The sequence below is a fragment of the Streptomyces sp. NPDC127108 genome (assembly GCF_042677545.1).
Taxonomy (GTDB): Bacteria; Actinomycetota; Actinomycetes; order Streptomycetales; family Streptomycetaceae; genus Streptomyces.
The window spans coordinates 94224-110136 of record NZ_JBHXTE010000021.1 but is presented as its reverse complement, the minus strand read 5'-3'; the positions used below and the strand labels follow the sequence as shown (position 1 = coordinate 110136).

Genomic DNA, 15913 nt, shown 5'->3' with positions numbered 1-15913 from the left:
AGACGAGTTACATGGCACGCGGCAAGCTTCGGATCTACCTGGGAGCGGCACCGGGCGTCGGCAAGACGTACGCGATGCTGTCCGAGGCCCACCGTCGTATCGAACGCGGCACCGACTGTGTCGTGGCCTTCGTGGAGCACCACAGCCGTCCGCGTACGGAAGTGATGCTGCACGGCCTCGAAGTGCTGCCGCGCAAGGACCTGGAGTACCGGGGCGCGACGTTCACGGAGATGGATGTCGACGCCGTCCTGGAGCGTGCCCCGGCCGTCGCCCTCGTCGACGAGCTGGCGCACACCAACATCCCCGGCTCGCGCAACACCAAGCGCTGGCAGGACGTCGAAGAGCTCCTCGCGGCGGGCATCGACGTGGTCTCCACCGTCAACATCCAGCACCTGGAGTCGCTCGGCGACGTGGTCGAGCGGATCACCGGCGTCCGGCAGCGCGAGTCGATCCCCGACGAGGTCGTGCGCCGCGCGGACCAGATCGAGCTGGTCGACATGTCGCCCCAGGCGCTGCGCCGCCGGATGGCGCACGGCAACATCTACAAGGCCGACAAGGTCGACGCGGCCCTGTCCAACTACTTCCGCCCCGGGAACCTCACGGCCCTGCGCGAGCTGGCGCTGCTGTGGGTGGCGGACCGGGTCGACGAATACCTCCAGCAGTACCGGGGCGAGCACAACATCCGCTCCACCTGGCAGGCCCGCGAACGCATCGTCGTCGGCCTCAGCGGCGGACCCGAGGGCCGCTTCCTGCTGCGCCGTGCCGCGCGGCTCGCCGAGAAGGGCGCGGGCGGTGAGGTCCTCGCCGTCTACATCGCCCGCAGCGACGGCCTCACCGCGGCGTCGCCCAAGGAACTCGCGATCCAGCGCACCCTCGTGGAGGACCTCGGCGGTTCCTTCCACCAGGTGATAGGGGAGGACATCACCGCGGCGCTCCTGGAGTTCGCCCGCGGCGTCAACGCCACCCAGATCGTCCTCGGCGTCTCCCGCCGCCGGGGCTGGCAGTACATGTTCGGCCCCGGCGTCAGCGCCACCGTGGCCCGTGAGTCCGGGCCCGACCTCGACGTGCACCTGGTCACCCACAACGAGGCGGGCAAGGGACGCAGCCTGTCGGCCACACCGCGCGCCGCCCGCCTCGGCCGCAACCGCATCACCTGGGGCTGGCTGGTCGGCATCGTCGGGCCGATACTGCTCGCCCTGCTGCTGCGCGGCGTGGCGCCCGACCTCGGCCTCGCCAACGACATGCTGCTGTTCCTGACGCTCACGGTGGCGGCGGCCCTGCTCGGCGGTCTGATCCCGTCCCTGGCGTCGGCGGCGTTCGGCTCCCTGCTGCTCAACTACTACTTCACGCCGCCCGTCCATCACATCCTGATCTCCAACCCGAAGAACATCGTCGCCCTCGTGATCTTCGTGGCGGTGGCGGTGTCCGTGGCGTCGGTCGTGGACCTGGCGGCCCGGCGCACCCACCAGGCGGCGCGGCTCCGCGCCGAGTCGGAGATCCTGTCGTACCTGGCGGGCAGCGTCCTGCGCGGCGAGAACAGCCTCGAATCTCTCCTGGAGACCGTCCGCGAGACCTTCGCCATGGAGTCCGTGGCGCTCCTGGAGCGCGAGAGCGACATCGCCCTGTGGACCTGCGCGGCCAGCGTCGGCCCCCGCCCGCACGTCGGCCGCCCCGAGGACGCCGACGTCGACATGCCCGTCGGCGACTACATGTCCCTCGCCCTCATCGGCCGCGTCCTGCCCGCCGAGGACCGCCGCGTCCTCGGCGCCTTCGCCGCGCAGGCCGCCGTGGTCCTCGACCGCCAGCGCCTGCAGTCCCAGGCCGAGGAGGCCCGCACCCTCGCCGAGGGCAACCGCATCCGCACCGCCCTGCTCGCCGCCGTCAGCCACGACCTGCGCACCCCCCTCGCCGGCATCAAGGCGTCCGTCTCGAGCCTCCGCTCGGACGACATCGAGTGGTCCGAGGAGGACCAGGCGGAACTCCTCGCCGCCATCGAGGCCGGCGCCGACCGCCTCGACCACCTGGTGGGCAACCTCCTGGACATGTCCCGGCTCCAGACCGACACCGTCATGCCGATGGTCCGCGAGATCGACCTCGACGAGGTCGTCCCGCTCGCCCTCGAAGGCATGTCCTCGTCCGCCGAGCACGTCGCGCTCGACATCCCCGAGGACCTGCCGATGGTCGCCGCCGACAAGGGCCTCCTGGAGCGGGCCGTCGCCAACGTCATAGAGAACGCCCTGAAGTACAGCCCCGCCGGGGAGAGCGTCCTGGTCGCCGCGAGCACCATGGCCGACCAGGTGCAGCTGCGGGTCGTGGACCGCGGTCCCGGTGTGCCCGACGACGCCAAGGAACGCATCTTCGAGCCCTTCCAGCGGTACGGCGACTCCCCGCGCGGCGCCGGTGTGGGCCTCGGCCTCGCCGTCGCCCGCGGCTTCACCGAGGCCATGGGCGGCACCCTCAGCGCCGAGGACACCCCCGGCGGCGGGCTCACCATGGTCCTCGCGCTGCGCCTCGTGCCCGGGCGCCCCCAGGTCAGCCCCGACCTGCCCGCGTCCGCCACCTCCTGAGACCGGCGTCCGGCCGCCTCCGGTCGCCGTCCGCCGCCGGGTGACGTACGAAACGTAGGAGACGTACGGGACGCACCGGGCGCGGAACGGAGCAGGGAGGCGGGCGGCGATGGCCGAACTCCTCACGCCGCACGGCGTGGACGTGGCCACGCGCGGGCTCGACCTCGCCGGGGTGTTCGCCGCCGCGCTCCAGGGCGGCGCGATCGCGCGCACCGAACGGCTCGACCTGTTCGGCTTCGTCGCCGTCGGCGTGGTGTCCGGGCTCGGCGGCGGGCTCATCCGCGACACCCTGCTCCAGCACGGGACGCCGGTGGCGCTCACCGACGTCTTCTACCTGCCGACGGCGCTCGCCGGGGCGTTCATCGCCTTCCTCATCAGCATCAGCCAGGAGGCCTGGGACCGGCTCTTCACCGCGCTGGACGCGGCGGTGATCGGCTTCTGGGCCGTCGCGGGGGCGCAGAAGACCCTCGCGGCGGGGCTCGGCTGGCTGCCCGCGCTGCTGCTCGGCACCATCACGGCCGTCGGCGGCGGGGCGCTGCGCGACATGATGCTGCGCCGCGTTCCTGTGGTGCTCGGCGGCAACGCGCTGTACGCGTCCGTCGCGGTGGTCGCCGCCGCGATCACGGTCGTGTGCAGTTACGCCGAGCAGCCCACCCTCGGCATCGTGCTCGGCGTGACCGTGGCACTCGTCCTGCGGCTCACCGCGTACAAGCGCGGCTGGGGGCTGCCCAGCGGCCTGGAGTGGCAGCCCCGGTCGCGGCTGGCGAGCGCGCTGCGCCCCGGGTGGCGGCGCGAGTCCCGGACGGCGGAGGGCCGGGGCGGAGGCAGGGGCCGGGGGAGCGGCCGGGCCACGAGTGCCGCCCGGCGGCTGCGGTTCCGCGGCGCCCACCCCGCGCCCGGCACCCTGTGGCGCAAGGCCGCACCACCCCACCCGCCCGGGCCCGACGCCAGGGACGACGCCGACGGCGACGACACCCTCGGCTCACGGATCGGCCGATGACCCCGTCGGCGACCCGCCGCGCCCCGGCGCCCTTCGTGGCCCGGTGCTACTTGCTCTCCAGCCTCCCCAGCGGCTCGGGGTCCTCCTCCAGAGCGGTGGCCGCCGCCTTCCAGCCGACGTCGTCGGCGCAGAGGGCGGCGCGCAGATAGGCCGTGCTGAGCCGCTGGAGCAGGGCGACGCGGGCGGGGGACTCGTCCGTCGTCTCGGCGACCTCGTGGCCGGGGATGCCGCCGAGCGAGTGCTCCGCCCCGAACAGCGTGAGCAGGCTCTTGGCTCCCGGGCTGTGGACGTAGGGGTCGGTGAACCAGTCAGGGCCGCGGGTGGACAGGTGGGACTGGTCGTGGTCCCCGGCGACGACGAGCGCCGGGGCGGTCATGCCGTCGAAGGACGGCCGCAGGAATGGGAGGTGCTCGACGGCGAACGGGGTCAGGTCGTCGCCCAGACCGGCCAGGGCGAGGAGCACGCCCGCCTTGACGCGGGGGTCGGCCATGTCCTCGCCGGGCACGCCGTCGGCGTCGAGGACACGCGCGCCGAGCAGGGTGCTCGCCGTCTGGGCTCCCCAGGAGTGCCCGGCCACGGCGACGCGGCCGCGGTCGACCCGCCCGCCGAGGCCCGGCACGGCGGCCTCGAGGACGTCGAGTTCGTCGATGACCCGCGTGAGGTCCTCGACGCGGATGCGCCAGATCCGGGGCGTCCGCGGGTCGTCGGCGGGGATGCCGAGCGTCCGGGAATCCAGATGGGTGGGCTGGACGACCACGAACCCGTGCGCGGCCCAGTGGTCCGCCAGCGGGGCGTAGCCGTCCATCGACCAGCCGAAGCCGTGCGAGAAGACGACGACGGGCAGGCCGGTGCCGGTCGCGGGGGCGGACACGCGGACCTGGAGATCCGTGCCCCGGCCCGGGGCGGGCAGGACGACGGGCTTCGCGGAGACGACCGTGGCGGGCGCGCCCGCGGGCTGCTGCGGGGGTGTGACGGCTGATGCGGACATGGAGGTGCCTTCCCTGGGGATTCTTGGGGTCTCGGCGCGGCGGGCCCGGCCGGTCTGCCTGGGGCGCCGCGGGCAGGGCCGGGTGGCGGCGGGCAGCACGGACGCGCTGGTCGCCGGGTCCCCGCTCTGCCATCATGAGCAAAACGGAACGTCGCTCCGCCGACGATACGGAACGTGGTTCCGTTTCACAACCCCCGGAGGCGCCGTCCCCCGGCTCGGGGCGCCCGCCGCGCGGCTGGGAGTATCCGGCCCATGGCTCGCGGCATCCGCCTCGCGGCCCCGGCACCCTCAGGAAAGGAACGTCGCGGTGAACGACAGCGGCCCCGGCGCGGGCAGCGCCGCCGGATCCAGGCGCAAGGACGTCCGGCGCAACCAGCAGACTCTCCTCGACGCGGCCGCGGCGATCTTCGTCACCTCGGGCGTGGAGGCGCCGGTACGGGACATCGCGGCCAAGGCGGGCGTCGGCGTCGGCACGGTCTACCGCCACTTCCCGACCCGCGCCGACCTCGTCATCGCCGTCTACCGGCACCAGGTCGACGCCTGCGCCGAGGCCGGTCCCGCCCTCCTCGCCGCCGAGGCGACACCGCACGCCGCCCTCGAACGGTGGGTCGGGCTCTTCGTCGACTTCCTGGTCACCAAGCACGGCCTGGCCGCCGCGATGCAGTCCGACAGCGCGGGCTTCGAGGCGCTGCACGCCTACTTCCTCGACCGCCTCCTGCCGGTGTGCGCCGAACTCCTCGAAGCCGCGGCCGCCGCGGGCGAGATCCGCGCCGACCCCACCGCGTACCAACTGATGCGCGGCATCGGGAACCTCTGCATCGGCGCCGAGAGCGACCCCCGCTACGACCCGCGCTGCCTGGTCGCACTCCTCGTCGCTGGCCTGCGCACGCCCTGACGGCGGTGGCGCGGGCGCGTCACCCGAGACGCACGGTGATCTTCTGCGTGGCGCCCTTCGTGGGGGCGAGGTCGGCGAACGTCAGCTTCAGGGCCGCGCCCGTGGTGGCCGACGTGACGGTGGCGGGCTTCGCGGTGACCGCGGCGACCGGCCGGTCCCACGTGACCGTGAGACCGGCGCGCGCCGCCCGGGTCGGGTCGCTGACGCACACCACCGCCGTCCCGTCGGGACGCTCGGCGACCAGCACCGCGCAGGCGGCGCTCGCGGTGAGCGCCCCGGCCGTGCCGCCCGACCAGAACGTCACGCCGGTGAAGCCGAGCGAGGGCACGCTGACGCCCTGCCGGGACCCGGAGTTGGCGAGGATTCGCAGCCAGCCGGTGGCCGCCGCCCGCTCTGCCGTGCGGGCCGCGCTCGCGCCGGGCAGCAGGACGTACGCGTACGTCGCGTCCGTGGGGTCGGTGCCGTGGTCGACGTGCAGCGTGAGGTAGGTGCGGGTCAACGGGGTGGTGGCGCCGCCCTTGTTGATGTCGCTCCACTTGCCGGTGCGCCGCTCGCGGCGGGCCCGGACGGTGGCGCCGCCGGGGAAGACATAGCCGCCGTGGCCGCCGATGTGCGCCCACCGCGCGTCGGTGAGGGTCTCCGACCAGGGCGTGGTGGCGGGCTTGGTGGCGCCGTCGGCCTGGAAGGGGGCGCTCCCGGTCGGGCCGAGGTTGCGGTTCTCCACGGTGGACTCCACGACCGCGCCGTCCGCGCAGCTGATGCCCGCGCCCAGGCACACGATCGCGTCGTCCAGACAGAACCACGCCTTGCGGGCCGACAGCGTGCTCTGCAGCCCCTTCAAGTGCTGGCCGAGGACCGCCCGTTGACCGTCGCTCGCCCCGCCGACCCAGCTCACGTCCGGCCGCGCCGCGCCCCAGTCGCCGCCCGCCCCGTCCGCCAGGGCCTTGCGGGACGCGGTGATACCGGGCAGCCGGTAGGGGTCGACGGTGGGCCAGAAGGCGTCGCTGTACTGGCCGTTGGCGTAAGTGTCGCCCCACCAGGCGAGCATGCCCGAGCCGGTGTGCCAGCCGCGCAGGTTCTCGCCGTTGCCGGTCTCGTAGTACGTGATGCGGGCGTCGGCCATGCTGATTGACGCGGCCCAGCCGGGGCGGCGGTGCGTGGCCCGCGCCATGTTGGTGAACAGGCGGTGCCCGGTGGGCTCGGGCACGGGCGTGACGGAGGTGTCGTCCTGGACGGCCTTGAGCCGGGCCAGGTGGGTGAGGCTCAACTGGGGGTCGTCGAGCGGCGGGCTGTAGTAGTCGCGGCGCATCCAGCCCTTCACCAGGCCCCGCCAGCGGGCGTTCTCGGCGGCTGACGCGCCCTGCCCGAGCAGCGCGATCGACGCCAGGATCGGGTGGCCGCGCAGATGGTCGTCGGCCTGCACCTGCTTCGTGTCGGAGGCGGCGATGCCGCGGCTGATGGCGCGGCCCGCGACACAGTCCATGACCAGGCCGTTGTAGAGGAACGGCGCCCACGCCTTCTCCACGGCGTCGAAGACGATCTGCCTGCCGCCGTCCGTCACCTCCCACGGCGACCCGTCGAGCAGCGCGAACAGCAGGCCGAGTCCGCCGAGGAGCACGGACCCGTACGAGCCGGTGTACGGCACGGTGGTGTGCTGGATGAACGAGCCGTCGACGTACAGACCGTCGCCGCTGGTCACGTAAGGGAAGACGGGGGAGAGGGCGTCCCGCGCCAGTGCGACCTTCGCCTCGTTCGCGCCGACGACGCCGCGCAGCGCGAGGACCCGGCACAGGTCCACGCGGTTGGCCCCGGTGCTGGTGCCCGTGTACCGCTCGACCGCGGAGTCCGGGACGAAGTGGTCGACGGCCGCGCAGCAGCGGGAGATCCGGTCGGCGGACAGCGCGTCGTACATCAGGACGCAGGTGTCGAGCAGCGCCTGCGGGGCGCCGATCTGCCAGCTCCACCAGTTGCCGAAGCGCGCCTGCCGCTCGTTGTAGACCTGCGCGTAGAGGTGGTCGAGGCCGGTCACGATCGCCGTCCTGAGCGTGGCGTCCCCGGTGAGGCCGGTGCCCTGCTGGCTGTACGCCTGCGCCATCGTGGCGAGCCGCGTGCAACTGGTGACGAGGTTCGCGGAGTAGCCGAACGACTCCTGGTCGGTGTCCGGTTCGGGGTCGGCGTACGAGGCGTCGGGCCACAGCGAGCCGGTCGCGGGAGCCATCGTGTCCCTCAACTGCCGTGCAGAGGTGCCCAGTTGGGCCAGGCGGCTCTTGAACGGCTCGGCGGTCGGGCTGAATCCCTCGCCGAGTATCAGGGTGCGCCACTTGGCGCGCAGTGCGGCGAACGCGTCGGCGTCGGCGGTGGCCGCGGCTGCGGCCCCCGTGGCCCCGGTGTCGGGGGCGGTCGCGAAGGCCGGGGTGGCCGTGGCGGGGGCGGCGAGGGAGAGCGCCGAGGTGCCGGTGGTCAGGAGGAAGGCGCGGCGGGGCCAAGGAGTGGGCATGCGGGGGCTCCAGGGGGCCGGGGAGGGGAGGAGCGGAGGGGCGCGTGCGTCGGGGGCGCGGGCAGGTGCCGGGCGGTGCGGGAGACCGGCGTTCAGTAAGCGCTTTCTAGCATGCGGGCGCCGACGCGCTCAATGGGTGTGCCGGAGGAATCGACGGGGCGGCCCCGGGGTTTCGACGGGGCGACCCCGGGGTTCAGACCGGGCGGACCCGGGGTGAGGCCGGGTCCGCCCGGAGTCCGGGGCCGGGTTCAGGGCGCCGCCTCGGCCTCCACGGGCGCCGCCTCGGCCCCCACGGGCGCCGCCTCGGCCTCCACGGGCGGCGCCGGGCTGCCGGTGACCCGCGGGATCGCGTCCACCGCCGGCGCGGTGACTTCGCGCGGCACGCCGACGGCCCGCTCCCCGGCCACGGCCTGCGGTTCCGCGCTCGCGGGCGGGGGCGTCGCAGGCTGCGGCTGCTGGTTCGCGGCCCGTTCCAGGAAGCGGAGGAGTTCGACGGGGAAGGGCAGGACCAGGGTCGAGTTCTTCTCGGCGGCCACGGCCACGACGGTCTGCAGGAGCCGCAGTTGCAGCGCGGCGGGCTGCTCGGACATCTCGCTCGCGGCCTCGGCGAGCTTCTTGGAGGCCTGCAGCTCGGCGTCGGCGTTGATGACGCGGGCGCGCCGCTCCCGGTCCGCCTCGGCCTGCCGGGCCATCGACCGCTTCATCGTCTCCGGCAGGGACACGTCCTTGATCTCGACGCGGTCGATCTGCACGCCCCAGCCGATCGCCGGGCTGTCGAGCATCAGCTCAAGGCCCTGGTTGAGCTTCTCGCGGTTGGACAGCAGGTCGTCCAGGTCGCTCTTGCCGATGATGGACCGCAGCGAGGTCTGCGCCATCTGCGAGACCGCGAAGCGATAGTCCTCGACCCGCACGATCGCGTGCGAGGCGTCGACCACCTTGAAGTACACGACGGCGTCGACGCGCACGGTGACGTTGTCGCGGGTGATGCCCTCCTGCGCGGGCACCGGCATCGTCACGATCTGCATGTTGACCTTACGCATCCGGTCGACACCCGGCACGATCATGGTGAACCCGGGCGCGCGCGGCGGCCCGGACAGCCGGCCGAGACGGAACACGACACCGCGTTCGTACTGCTTGACGACACGGGCCGCCGACACCACGTACACAAGACCGGCGGAGAGTGCCACCACGCCGGCCGCGAGGAGTTCCTGCACCATGACGACCCCCTGTCGCTCCGAGCCGTCCGTCAATCAACGATACGCCCGGACCGCGGGCCCGGGCGAGCCCTTGGACACGGGTCAGCGGACCCCGGGACGCGACGCGTACAGGCGTGTGTAGTAGCGGCCCGCGGACTCCAGGCCGGTGGTGTCGTCGCCCGCCGCCCGCACCCGCGCGACGGCGTCGTCCTGCTCCTCGGGGCCCGTGAAGAGGCGCTGCGGATACAGCTGGTCGGGGTCCGTCGTGGTGACCAGGCCGTGCGCGGCGAGGCTCTGGGCGATGCGGTCGTAGGGCACGGTCCGCAGCACGAACGCGTCGACCCACAGGGGGAGGCGGGCGGTGCCGAGCAGGGCGTCGAAGGTGCGGTGCGTGACATAGCCGATGCCGCCGGTGACGGTGATCAGGCCGACGCCGGCCATGGCCCGCGCGAGGCCCGGGCTCGGGGGCACGCGTTCCAGGTTCTCCGCGTACGCCTCGTCGAGCAGCCCGACGGCCAGGGCGTAGGCGGTGGCGTTGGTGGCGGTGTCCACGCCGACGAGGCGGACCGCGTCCGGGCGGCGCCGTGCCGCGTAGAACTCCTTGTCCAGGTCGATGAGTTCGCTGGTGGTGAGGTCCGAGGTGGCCTCACCGGCGTAGTGCGCGTACAGGTCGGCGAGCGTCAGGTCGTGGTTGAGCAGAGCGGCGTTCAGGCCGTAGGAGCAGCACAGGTCGAGCACCGTGAGGTCGTTGTCGGGTCCCGGCGGCGCGGCCCGGCGCCGCGCGGCGAGGGTGCGGCGGAAGACGCCTTGGGCGTGATGCGGGATCTCGTAGTCGTACGGGGCGAGGCGGCGGAAGTACGCCCGCGGGTCGGGCCGGTCGTAGATGTCGTCGAACCGGGTCTTGCCCGCCATGGCGTCGGCCGTGGGGTCATCGGGTCCCGACTGCCTGCGTGCGCCCATGGTGCGCCTCCGTGACGTGGGTTCGGGTGTGCGGCAGCCGGAGCTCCGACCAAGCGGTCGACGGGCCCGGAACTCCACGAGGCGGGCCCCGGCCGGACGGCTCAGCGGGCCGTACCGCTCATTAAGCTGTGCCGGTGTTCACCTCCCAGGGCCCCTCGCTGCGCGAACTGGCCGTCCAGGCGCTGTCGTCCACGGAGCACGGCTACGACTTGCTGGCTCCCAAGTTCGATCACACGCCCTTCCGTACGCCCGAGCGCATCCTCGACGCGTGCGCCGAGGCGCTGCGGCCCCTCGGCCCGTTCGCCGCGGGCCTCGACGTGTGCTGCGGCACCGGGGCCGGGGTGGAACTCCTGCGGCCCCTGTGCCGGGAGCAGGTGACCGGCGTCGACTTCAGCTCCGGGATGCTGGCGCGGGCCCGCGCGGAGCTCGGCGCGCGGGACGGGCCGGGGCGGCAGGGCCCGGCGGTCCACTGGGTGCGGGCCGACGCCCGCGCGCTGCCCTTCGCCGGGGGATTCGACGTGGCCGTCAGCTTCGGGGCGTTCGGGCACTTCCTGCCCGCCGAGCGGCCGGGCCTGTTCGCCCAGGTGCACCGGGCGCTGCGCCCCGGCGGCCTGTTCGCTTTCCCCATCGGCGCGCCACAGCCACTCACGTCACCATGGTACTGGGGCATGCTCGGCTTCGACCTGGCGATGCGGGCCCGCAACGCGCTGCGGCAGCCGCCCTTCGTCATGTACTACCGCACGTTTCCGCTGGCCGGGGTGCGGGCCGACCTGGAGGGGGCCGGGTTCACGGTGGGGCTGCGGCCCCTGGAGGAGTTCGGCCGCCGGGACGACGGGAGTCCGCACTGGCGGATGGTGGTGGCACGCAAGGCGGCGTGAGCGGGGTCAGCGGGCTGTGCTGCCGAACGCCCGCCGATAGGCCTGCGGGCTGACTCCGGCCACGCGCTTGAAGCGGTCGCGGAACGCGGTCGGCGAGCCGAAGCCGACCTGCGTGGCGATCCGCTCCACCGGGTGCTCGGTGGTCTCCAGGAGGTGCTGGGCCTGGCGGACCCGCGCCCGGTGCAGCCACTGCAGCGGCGTCGTGCCGGTCTGCTCGCGGAACCGGCGCAGCAGCGTCCGGCTGCTCAGGCCCGCGTGCCCGGCGATGTCGTCCAGGGTGAGGTCGCGCGCGGCGTTCTCGTCCAGCCAGCGCAGCAGCGGTTCGAGGGCGCGGCCGCGGGGCATCGCCGGGGGCTGGTTGACGATGAACTGGGCCTGGCCGCCCTCCCGTTCGAGCGGCATCACGGAGAGGCGCGCGGCGTCCGCGGCGACCGCCGAGCCGTAGTCGCGCCGCACCATGTGCAGGCTCAGGTCCATTCCGGCGGCCGCGCCCGCGGAGGTGAGGATCTGGCCGTTGTCGACATAAAGCACGTCCGGGTCGACGTCGATGTCGGGGAAGGCCGCGGCGAGGTGGTCCGTCGCGAACCAGTGGGTGGTGGCCCGCAGCCCGTCGAGCAGCCCCGCCTGCGCGAGGACGAACGTGCCCACGCAGATCGACGCGATGCGGGTGCCCGCGGCGGCCGCATCGCGCAGCGCGGCCAGGGTCTTCTCCGGCACCGGCGCGGACGGGTCGTGGGTGCCCGGTACGACGATGGTGTCCGCGTCCACGAGCCCGCTCAGGTCGTGGTGCGCCCGCAGCGAGAACGCGCGCGCGTCGACCTCGGGCTCGGCCGCGCACACCCGTACCCGGTAGGCCTGCCGTTCGCCGGGCAGCCGGGTCCTGCTGAACACGTCCAGGGGCATCGCCAGGTCGGACGGGATGACGTCGTCGAGGGCGAGGAAGGCGACGGTGTGCATGGCGGCAACGTACGGCACCACCGGACTTCCGCCAAGGGCCGGTCGGAGCTCCCTCCGTGCCCCACGCACCCGCTCCGCCCGCCGACGGCCTGCGCGAACGGGCGGCGAGCGGGTGACCACGACCCCGCGCCCGCCCTGGCGAGATCCCGTTGAAAGCTGTCATTACGGCCACTGTCGGCGTGCGAGCGGCACTGACTAGCCTCGACGCCGGGAACAGCACGGGACCAGCGCCGGAGCCCCGCCGGGGCCGCGGCCCCCGCCAGGAAACGGAACCTCGCATGCACGTTCAAGCAGTCCTCTTCGACGGCTTCGACCCGCTAGACGTCCTCGGCCCGCTGGAGATCCTTTACGCCGGGGGCATCGCCACGGACGGCGCCATCACCGTCGAGCTGGTCTCGGCGGAGGGCGCCCGCGACGTCCCGAGCGGCCTGGACCTCGTCACCCTCAGGGCCACGGCGCGCCTCGACCCGGAGCGCGACGGCCTGATCCTGGTCCCGGGCGCCGCCGGAGCCACCGAGCAGGGCGACCCCGAGGACGACAGCATCCCCTCCCGCCTCGCCCGCACCCAGCGCACCGCCCTGCCCGCGCTCCTGTCGGCCGCCATGGCCCGCCCCGGCGTGACCATGACGTCGGTGTGCGGCGGCTCCCTGCTCCTCGCGATGTCCGGGCTCCTCAAGGGCAGGCACGCCACCGGCCACCACGACGCCCTCGACGTCCTGTGGGGCCTCGGGGCGACCGTGGTGCGGGCCCGGGTCGTCGACGACGGCGACCTGGTCAGCGGCGCCGGGGTGACGTCGGGCCTCGACCTCGGACTGCACCTCCTGGAGCGCGAGTTCGGGCCGCGCGTGGCGCATGCGGTCGAGGAGCTGTTCGCGCACGAGCGGCGCGGGGTGGTGTGGCGCGCGACCGGCACCGAGCCCGCGCCCGTCTGACCCCGCCACCCGGCACCGAGCCCGCGCCTGTCTGCCCCCGCGCACCCGGCACCGAGCCCACGCCCGTCCGACCCCGCGCACCCGGCACCGCCCCCGCACTCGTCCGCCACCGGCCGCCGCGAACCCGCCCCGCTCCGACCCTGGCCGCCGCACACGTGCCTGCGCCGTCCGGCGTCCCGTCCGCCCTCCCTGACGCGAAAGCCCTCCCATGACGAAGCTGTTCCTCATCCTCCACGTCCTCGCGGCCATCCTCGCCGTCGGGCCGGTCGCCGTCGCGGCCAGCATGTTCCCCAAGGTCCTTCGCGACGCCCTCGCCGGACCCGGCGACGCGGCCCCCGTCACGACGCTGCGGACCCTGCACCGCATCTGCCGCGTCTACGCGGGCGCCGCCATCGCCGTGGTGGTCTTCGGCTTCCTGACGGCGAGCAGCATGGGCGTGCTCGGCAGCGCCTGGCTGATCACGTCGATCGTGCTGACGTTCGTCGCGGCGGTGATCCTGATCCTGCTGGTGCTGCCGCGCCAGGAGACGGCGTTGGAGGCGGTGGCGGGGGCCGGGGACGTCCGTGAGGCCGACGGAGCGACCGGCGGTGGGGGCCCGGTCGAAGGTGCGGGCGCGGTGAAGCTGGACGCGCGGACCAGCGCCCAACTCGCCATGTTCACGGGAGTGTTCAACCTCCTGTGGGCCACCGTCACCGTCCTGATGATCGTGCGTCCGGGCTCCACGACCGGAGGCTGACCCCGCTCATGCCCCGCCCCGGACGCCGGAGGGCTGACCCCTTGGGCCTGACGATCCGCAACCGACTCCGCCGCGAACAACGGCCCGGTCCGGGCGGCCATCCGCTCACGCCAGGAACGCCACCCGGTCCGCCCGCACGGGGTGCGCGAAGCCCTCGCCCGCCGCCCACCGGGCGACCTCGCTGACCGCGACATCGGTCAGGCGCTGCCACTCGTTGCCCTGCGAACCCGCCAGATGCGGGGTGAGCAGCGCGTTCTCGCAGTCCCACAACGGGTGCCCCGGCGGCAGGACTTCGGGTTCCGTGACGTCGAGCACCACCCGGATCCGGCCCGCCACCACGGCCTCGGTGAGCGCGTCCTGGTCGACCACGGCCCCGCGGGCGGTGTTGATGAGCACGCCGTCCGGGCGCAGGGCGGCGAGCTGGCGGCGGCCGACGAGTCCGCGCGTGGCGGGAAGCAGCGGGGTGTGCACGCTCACGAGGTCGCTTCGGCGGAACAGCTCGTCGAGCCCGACGGCCCGCGCGCCGAGCGCGGTCGCCTCGGCCTCGTCCACGTACGGATCGTGCAGCAGCACCTCGATGTCGTACGGGCGAAGGAGTTCGATGACGCGTCGTCCGACGTGGGAGGCCGACAGGATTCCCACGGTGCGGCGGTAGTTGCCGATTCCGCGCGGTGTGGTCAGCGGGTCGTCGCGGTCGCGCGCGGCCTTGAAGGCGCGGGACCGCTCCAGGACGTGCTTGCCGGCGAGGAGGATCATCGCGACGGTGTACTCGGCGACCGGCAGCGCGTTCGCGGCGGCCGCCGACGACACCTCGATGCCGCGCTCCCAGCAGGCGGGCGTGAGATGGCCGCGCACGGACCCGGCGGTGTGCACGACGGCCCGCAGCTTCGGCGCGGCGGCGAGGGCGGCCTCGTCGAGCGGTGGACAGCCCCAGCCGGTGATCAGCAGCTCGGCCCGCCCGAGCACCTCCCGGGCCCGCTCGTCGGAGAAGTCGTCGAGGACGGGCGGGTGCCGGAGCGCGCAGACTCCGGCGAACGCGGCGAGCACGTCGGGCCCGAGCAGGGCGTCGGCGGCGCCGGGCGACATGGCGAGCGCGGCACTCGGCCGGTCGGACGCGTGCGGTGGGGTGGGCATGCGGGGCGGGGCTCCATCCTTCCGGCGGCGACCGGATCGCGAGACGGCATCCTTCCGGCGGCGCCGGATCCGTACGAGTCTCGTCGGGCCGCGCCGCTTTCGCACGCGTCGCACCCGTGAGCCCGTGTCCGCGGGGCCACATCGGTACGGTCGCTCCGGCGCGGCGGCACGTGTCGTAGGATCGATCGCGTACCGCATCGCATGGCGGCCTCCTGAAGCACACGCAACCCGACCGGGAGGTCCCCGCATGTCCGCGCTCCAGGTACGCCCCTTCCACCGCGACGACCGCGACCAGCTCACCGATCTGGTGAACAGCCATGTGGCCGCCGTCGTGCCGGGCGTCTCCGTCTCCGTGAACACCGTCCTCGGGCAACTGACGCGCCAGCCCGACGAGTTCATCACCGATCCGTGGGTGGTCGAGCGCGTCACCCTCGTCGCCGAGCAGCGCGCGTTCGTCGTGGCCGCCGCGCACCTGCTGCGCTACCGCTCCGGGGCCGACGTCGGCCCCGACTACCGCGACCTCGGCGAGATCAACTGGTTCGTCTGCCACCCGGCCGCGTCCTTCTGGCCGGACTCCGACAAGGCGGCGGACCTGCTCATGAGCGCCTGCCTGGCCCAGCTCGCCCGCTGGGACGTGCGCGCCCGCGCGGCCGACGGCGCGCTGCCCGCCCCGGCCGTCTACGGCGTGCCGCGCGCCTGGCCGCACGTCCGCGCCGCGTACGAGCGCGCCGGATTCCGGCACACCGGCCACACCGAGGTCGTCCTCATCGCCGCCGTGCCGGACCTGCCGCGCACCGAGCCGCCGCTGCCGGGCCTCGCCGTCCGCCGCACCCTCGGCGAGTGCGGCACGCGCCTGACCGCGCACGCCGACGGGCACGACCTCGGCTTCATCGAGGTCGACACCGCTCTCGGCCGCGCCGAACGCCAGGCCCGCAACGGCTCGCTCGCCGACATCGGCAACTTCCACACCGAGCCCGGTCACGGCGTCGACGGCCTGGACGCCTGGCTCCTGGGCGAGGCCGCCGCGTGGCTGCGCCTGGCCGGGGCCGACCGGCTGCTCGCGTACGAGGCGTCCGACGACCCCGAGGCGATCGGGCGCCTCACGGCTCTCGGCTTCCGGGAACTGGTGCGGACCGACCGGGGCTGGTCCCACGCCTGACGTGGCGCGCTCCG

Annotated in this window: 13 protein-coding genes; 7 read left to right on the top strand and 6 right to left on the bottom strand. The window is 74.1% G+C overall.

Annotation, left to right across the window (positions count from 1 at the left end):
- The first annotated feature begins 11 nt into the window (after positions 1-11).
- Both ACFVHO_RS19530 and ACFVHO_RS19525 read left to right on the top strand, forming a co-directional pair.
- Entirely contained in the window at positions 12-2567 is a 2556-nt protein-coding gene (locus tag ACFVHO_RS19530) for an ATP-binding protein (RefSeq protein WP_385715825.1), read from the top strand.
- Positions 2568-2676: 109 nt separating this feature from the next.
- The gene (locus ACFVHO_RS19525) at positions 2677-3567 is read left to right on the top strand and encodes a trimeric intracellular cation channel family protein (protein ID WP_385715822.1); all 891 of its coding nucleotides are present in this window, start codon (positions 2677-2679) and stop codon (positions 3565-3567) included.
- 46 nt (positions 3568-3613) lie between these two features.
- Here the strand turns inward: ACFVHO_RS19525 and ACFVHO_RS19520 are convergent, their stop codons facing one another.
- Entirely contained in the window at positions 3614-4555 is a 942-nt protein-coding gene (locus ACFVHO_RS19520; RefSeq protein WP_385715821.1) for an alpha/beta hydrolase family protein, read from the bottom strand.
- Between the two features lie 307 nt (positions 4556-4862).
- Between ACFVHO_RS19520 and ACFVHO_RS19515 the strand changes: the two genes are divergently transcribed.
- The gene (locus ACFVHO_RS19515) at positions 4863-5450 is read left to right on the top strand and encodes a TetR/AcrR family transcriptional regulator (RefSeq protein WP_385715819.1); all 588 of its coding nucleotides are present in this window, start codon (positions 4863-4865) and stop codon (positions 5448-5450) included.
- A gap of 19 nt (positions 5451-5469) precedes the next feature.
- On the opposite strand, the gene ACFVHO_RS19510 is transcribed toward ACFVHO_RS19515, so the two are convergent.
- The 3 genes from ACFVHO_RS19510 to ACFVHO_RS19500 form a co-directional block, all read right to left on the bottom strand.
- Positions 5470-7947 (bottom strand): polysaccharide lyase 8 family protein, encoded by a 2478-nt coding sequence (locus ACFVHO_RS19510; RefSeq protein ID WP_385715817.1) that lies wholly within the window; start codon positions 7945-7947, stop codon positions 5470-5472.
- A 248-nt stretch (positions 7948-8195) separates the two neighbouring features.
- Positions 8196-9164, bottom strand: coding sequence for a slipin family protein (locus tag ACFVHO_RS19505; RefSeq protein ID WP_385715815.1), 969 nt, complete (start codon positions 9162-9164; stop codon positions 8196-8198).
- An 81-nt stretch (positions 9165-9245) separates the two neighbouring features.
- Positions 9246-10103, bottom strand: coding sequence for a hypothetical protein (locus ACFVHO_RS19500; protein ID WP_385715812.1), 858 nt, complete (start codon positions 10101-10103; stop codon positions 9246-9248).
- Between the two features lie 134 nt (positions 10104-10237).
- Here ACFVHO_RS19500 and ACFVHO_RS19495 point away from each other — a divergent pair, with 134 nt between their 5' ends.
- The gene (locus ACFVHO_RS19495) at positions 10238-10981 is read left to right on the top strand and encodes a class I SAM-dependent methyltransferase (RefSeq protein ID WP_385715810.1); all 744 of its coding nucleotides are present in this window, start codon (positions 10238-10240) and stop codon (positions 10979-10981) included.
- Between the two features lie 6 nt (positions 10982-10987).
- Here the strand turns inward: ACFVHO_RS19495 and ACFVHO_RS19490 are convergent, their stop codons facing one another.
- Positions 10988-11938 carry a GlxA family transcriptional regulator gene (locus tag ACFVHO_RS19490; protein ID WP_385715807.1) on the bottom strand — a complete coding sequence of 317 codons (951 nt, stop codon included), beginning with the start codon at positions 11936-11938 and terminating at the stop codon, positions 10988-10990.
- A 278-nt stretch (positions 11939-12216) separates the two neighbouring features.
- On the opposite strand from ACFVHO_RS19490, the gene ACFVHO_RS19485 reads away from it, so the two are divergent.
- Positions 12217-12870, top strand: coding sequence for a DJ-1/PfpI family protein (locus ACFVHO_RS19485; RefSeq protein ID WP_385715804.1), 654 nt, complete (start codon positions 12217-12219; stop codon positions 12868-12870).
- A 208-nt stretch (positions 12871-13078) separates the two neighbouring features.
- Entirely contained in the window at positions 13079-13606 is a 528-nt protein-coding gene (locus tag ACFVHO_RS19480; RefSeq protein ID WP_385715801.1) for a hypothetical protein, read from the top strand.
- 105 nt (positions 13607-13711) lie between these two features.
- On the opposite strand, the gene ACFVHO_RS19475 is transcribed toward ACFVHO_RS19480, so the two are convergent.
- Positions 13712-14740 carry a hydroxyacid dehydrogenase gene (locus ACFVHO_RS19475; RefSeq protein WP_385715799.1) on the bottom strand — a complete coding sequence of 343 codons (1029 nt, stop codon included), beginning with the start codon at positions 14738-14740 and terminating at the stop codon, positions 13712-13714.
- Between the two features lie 247 nt (positions 14741-14987).
- On the opposite strand from ACFVHO_RS19475, the gene ACFVHO_RS19470 reads away from it, so the two are divergent.
- Entirely contained in the window at positions 14988-15899 is a 912-nt protein-coding gene (locus ACFVHO_RS19470; RefSeq protein WP_385715796.1) for an N-acetyltransferase, read from the top strand.
- Positions 15900-15913: the final 14 nt, after the last annotated feature.